This window comes from Acinetobacter towneri DSM 14962 = CIP 107472 (genome assembly GCF_000368785.1).
Classification (GTDB): domain Bacteria; phylum Pseudomonadota; class Gammaproteobacteria; order Pseudomonadales; family Moraxellaceae; genus Acinetobacter; species Acinetobacter towneri.
In genome coordinates, this window is the sequence record NZ_KB849694.1 from 1 (window position 1) to 4,238 (window position 4,238).

The following is a 4,238-nucleotide window of genomic DNA, read 5'->3' on the forward strand; positions in this document are numbered from 1 at the left end:
CCCGCCATACAACCAATATATGATTTTTGTTGATTTTCATAGAATTTATTAAAATCATCCAAACTAGAATCATCATCAAGATTGTTTTTTTTCACCCATTCTTTATAAGAAGAAAAATTCTGAATCACAAAATCTAATAAATTTATTCTAGTTTTGGTTAAGTCACACCACTTACTTTTAGATTCTATTTTTTCTGACAATGGAATTTTTTTATCATCATAATCCTTCGAATAGATCATATTATTAATTACGGCTTTATTGAGTTCACCATTTAAATTTTGATACTGTTTATCAAATTCTTCACTAGATAAAGCAAAACAACTACAACTAACGAATAACAGTATAAAGCTTAGTAATTTCATTATATTAAATGCCCTAAATTTTCATTTATTATAAAAGAAATTTCAACAAAGTCTTAGTCTATTTAACATAATGGCTGTTATACGAAATGAAAAAGCCTAGACACTAGTCCAGACTTTAAACTTTAAAAAACACATAAAAATCAGTATCATAAACTCATTTTTCTAATTTCGCATAACGTGTATTATGTTAATTTTAGAAAATCTTAATCGTTAGCTACATAATTATTCACATAAAAAGCCCATTCGAGGGTGAATGGGCTTTTTTAAATTTTGCAAGATGTTGATTTAAAACAAATATTTTATTTATTTCGCATAACGTGTATTATGTTAATTTTAGAAAATCTTAATCGTTAGCTACATAATTATTCACATAAAAAGCCCATTCGAGGGTGAATGGGCTTTTTTAAATTTTGCAAGATGTTGATTTAAAACAAATATTTTATTTATTTCGCATAACGTGTATTATGTTAATTTTAGAAAATCTTAATCGTTAGCTAACATAATCTTCAGTTGATATCACTTGAGCATATGCAAATTCAAAAGCGGCCATTAATGTTGCATGGACATGACCAGCAGGTACTTTAACGCCATTAAATTCCAGGTCTAGTGTTGCACAAGCGTCATGAATAACTTTTACCTTATAACCAAAATCAGAAGCAGCACGAACAGCAGCATCAACACACATATGCGTCATAGCACCAATCACGACTAACTCAGTCACTTGATTGCTATCTAAAATTTCTTTGAGATTCGTGTTTAAGAACGCATTGATGTGATTTTTAATGATCACAGATTCATCTTCTTGCGGCTTAACTGTGTCCTGAAATTCAATACCATTTGAGCTAGGTTCAAATATAGGAGATTCAGCATCAGCAATATGTTGGACATGAATCACTTGAGTACCCTGTTGACGGGCTTTCGCAATTACTTTCACTGCATTAGCAGCAGCTTGTTCAATATTTACTAAGGGTAATTTACCTGTAGGTAGATATTCATTTTGTAAGTCGATAACTAATAAAGCTGATTTTGACATATCTGTTCCTTTACTTAACTAATATTTGTTTTGTTCTACTTAGGTTTTTAAAGAAGTGGAAGTATTCCATTTCTTTAAGTTACTTTAGAAAGAAAGTGTTTCACCATCGATAGGAATTAAAACCTTATCTTGAATTCCTTTGTCTTTTACATATTCTGCAAGCTCAGCACGTGTTACCGACATGTGGTTAATTGCATCCATGTGAACAGCAACCACTTTAGCATTTGGTGCTTTCTGAGTTGCATGATAAGTATCTTCTTTGCCCATAATAATGGATTCTTTAAAGCCATCAACCAAGGCGTTACCTGTATTCAAGACAATCACATCAGGTTTAAATGTTTGAATCGCTTGATCAACTTCAGAACGCCAGATGGTATCTCCTGCCACATAAACAGTTTCATGGCCAGCAGCTTCAAATACCACACCCATTGCTTCACCTAATCCAGCTTTAAGCTTAGGAATACGATACATGGCATCAGTACCGTGTTGACCACCAGTTTTAGTGAGCTTAATCCCTTCAAAGGTCGCTTGAGTTAATACACGAACATCTTTGAAGCCTTGTGACTGAATGATTTTCTGGTCTTCTTTATTCTGTACAAACAACGGCATGTTTTTCGGAATAGTCGCTTGTGCTGCATCATCCCAATGATCTAAATGGGTATGGGTCACGATTACCGCATCTACACCTTCTAAAATCGTTTCGAGCTTGATAGGCAAATCGACTAATGGGTTCCGTAAATAGCTACGATGAGTATCAGGAAAACCTTCATAGAATCCTTTTTTAGCAAACATTGGGTCAATTAAAAAAGTCGTATCAGCATAGGTTACTTTAATCGTTGCATTGCGAATTTCTTGTATATGCGTAACTTTAGAAGTATCTCGCTGAACCACCTTATCATTCGCATATAAATGGACTGAAGCCATTGCCAGAGAGAGTGCAATAACAGAGCTACTTAAAATTTTATTCATGTTCCAGATCCAATCATTTAGTCATACTCGAATCATGATAGGAAAAATTAAGCAATAAAATTGTCTTTAAGGACAATCATCGAAACTATTGGGACAACATGCTATATTTATTATTTTAGAGAGGTAGATTGAATGGCTATACCAGTGATTGGATTGTTCGTATATCCCAATATAAATCCATTTCACTTCTCTATCCCCCATATCATTTTCAATATCAAGATTGAAGATAAACGCTTATTTGATCTGAAAATTTTTTCTATAGATGGCCAGCCCGTAACAACAGAACAGTCTATGATGATTATCCCTGATGGTGGGGTCGAGCTCATTAAAGAGTCGGATCTTATTATTATTCCTGGGTGGGATGATTTTAATCACGAGCCTGAACAAGTACTTATCGATGCCCTAAATTGTGCATATCAGACTGGAATTAGAATTGTAGGGTTATGCTATGGAACTTATGCACTGGCATATGCTGGTTTACTTGACCATAAAAAAGCAGCTACGCACTGGATGGCTGAACAAGATTTCAGTGAGCGGTTTCCACAGGTTCAACTTGATCATGATGCCCTGTATGTAGAAGACCAAAGGATTGTAACCTCTGCTGGAACAGGTGCAGCATTAGACTGCTGCCTATATTTGGTACGAGAAATCTATAATGCACGAATTGCGAATAAAGTCTCTAGAGTAATGGTGATCCCGCCTCACCGTGAAGGTGGGCAAGCTCAGTTTATTGAACAGCCAGTCGCAGAATCGAGCCAAGATGCACAAATTAATGTATTACTTGATTTTTTAAGAAAGAATTTAGCTTTACAACATAATATTGAAAGCCTCGCTGAACGGACACATATGACACGCAGGACGTTCACACGGCATTTTAAGAAAGCGACAGGCATGACCCTAGTCGATTGGCTGAATACTGAAAGAATCAGATTAAGTTGTGAACTTTTAGAAACGACAAACTTGTCTATCGAAAAGATAACCGAGCTTTCAGGTTTTAATAATACCGTGTCATTTAGAAAAAATTTTCGTGAAAAATATGGCACCAGCCCTCAGGCATGGAGAAAAGCTTTTGGGATCATTAATGAAAATAATCCACCCATTTAACATAATGGTGGTTATACGAACTATCTATGTAATGCAAATTGCATTACAATATATCCATGTATTCAACAAATGGGAAAAGTAATGGCTACTGTTAACTTCAGGGTCGATGAAGCCCTTAAAGAAAAATCCTATTCCATCCTTAAAGAACAAGGTATTGCACCTACAGATTTCTTTACTAGTATTCTTGAGTATGTTGCTACGACTGGGAAATTACCTGTCAAAAAAGCTTTGCTTTCAGAAGAAGATGAAGAATTATTAGCTCTTGTCCGTAAGCGTATTAATGACCCTAAAGAGATGTTTGAGGAAGTCACATTAGATGACTTATAAGCTTTTACGTCACAAAGACTTTACAGCAGAATGGGAAAAACTCCCTGTTGCTATACGAGAATAATTTAAAAAGAAAGTAGCCAAAGTCATAGAGCAGCCACATATTCCAAAGAATATGCTTAGAGGCGATCTCGCAGGTTGCTATAAAATTAAATTATTAAAAGCTGGTGTCAGACTTGTCTATCAAGTTAAAGATGATCAGGTAGTTATCTTGCTCATCACAGTCGGGAAACGAGCTGATAGCATAGTTTATGACGAAGCTAAAAAGCGCATTAAAGACTAAAAATGGGAGTTTATAGCTCCCATTTTTATTGATGATTTTTTAGTTCATTAAGCATGGCATCACGCAAAATCTTATTCATACGTGTCTGATAGCCTTTGCCTTGTGCTTTTAGCCATTGCATGACATCTGCATCAATGCGTACTGTAGTCACTTGTTTAGT

The 4,238-nt window shown here is 35.0% G+C and carries 6 protein-coding genes and 1 pseudogene; 3 read left to right on the forward strand and 4 right to left on the reverse strand.

What is annotated here, in order from left to right; translation table 11 throughout:
• The 3 genes from F947_RS12695 to F947_RS12705 form a co-directional block, all read right to left on the reverse strand.
• Positions 1-362, reverse strand: a 362-nt coding sequence (locus F947_RS12695; protein WP_004976496.1) for a hypothetical protein, incomplete at its 3' end; no start/stop codon positions are given.
• 490 nt (positions 363-852) lie between these two features.
• Complete coding sequence (locus F947_RS12700; RefSeq protein WP_004637127.1) at positions 853-1,395, reverse strand: cysteine hydrolase family protein; 543 nt, start codon at positions 1,393-1,395, stop codon at positions 853-855.
• A gap of 84 nt (positions 1,396-1,479) precedes the next feature.
• On the reverse strand, positions 1,480-2,364 hold the full coding sequence (locus F947_RS12705) for an MBL fold metallo-hydrolase (protein ID WP_004976498.1): 885 nt from the start codon (positions 2,362-2,364) through the stop codon (positions 1,480-1,482).
• 132 nt (positions 2,365-2,496) lie between these two features.
• On the opposite strand from F947_RS12705, the gene F947_RS12710 reads away from it, so the two are divergent.
• The 3 genes and pseudogenes from F947_RS12710 (at position 2,497) to F947_RS12720 (ending at position 4,078) form a co-directional block, all read left to right on the forward strand.
• Positions 2,497-3,468, forward strand: coding sequence for a GlxA family transcriptional regulator (locus tag F947_RS12710; protein WP_004976500.1), 972 nt, complete (start codon positions 2,497-2,499; stop codon positions 3,466-3,468).
• Positions 3,469-3,549: 81 nt separating this feature from the next.
• Entirely contained in the window at positions 3,550-3,795 is a 246-nt protein-coding gene (locus F947_RS12715) for a type II toxin-antitoxin system RelB/DinJ family antitoxin (protein ID WP_000246756.1), read from the forward strand.
• Positions 3,785-4,078, forward strand: a pseudogene (locus tag F947_RS12720) (type II toxin-antitoxin system RelE family toxin). Before F947_RS12715 ends, F947_RS12720 begins: the two are co-directional and overlap by 11 nt.
• 25 nt (positions 4,079-4,103) lie before the next feature.
• On the opposite strand, the gene F947_RS12725 reads toward F947_RS12720, so the two are convergent.
• On the reverse strand, positions 4,104-4,238 hold a 135-nt coding region (locus tag F947_RS12725; RefSeq protein WP_004976502.1), incomplete at its 5' end, for a BrnA antitoxin family protein.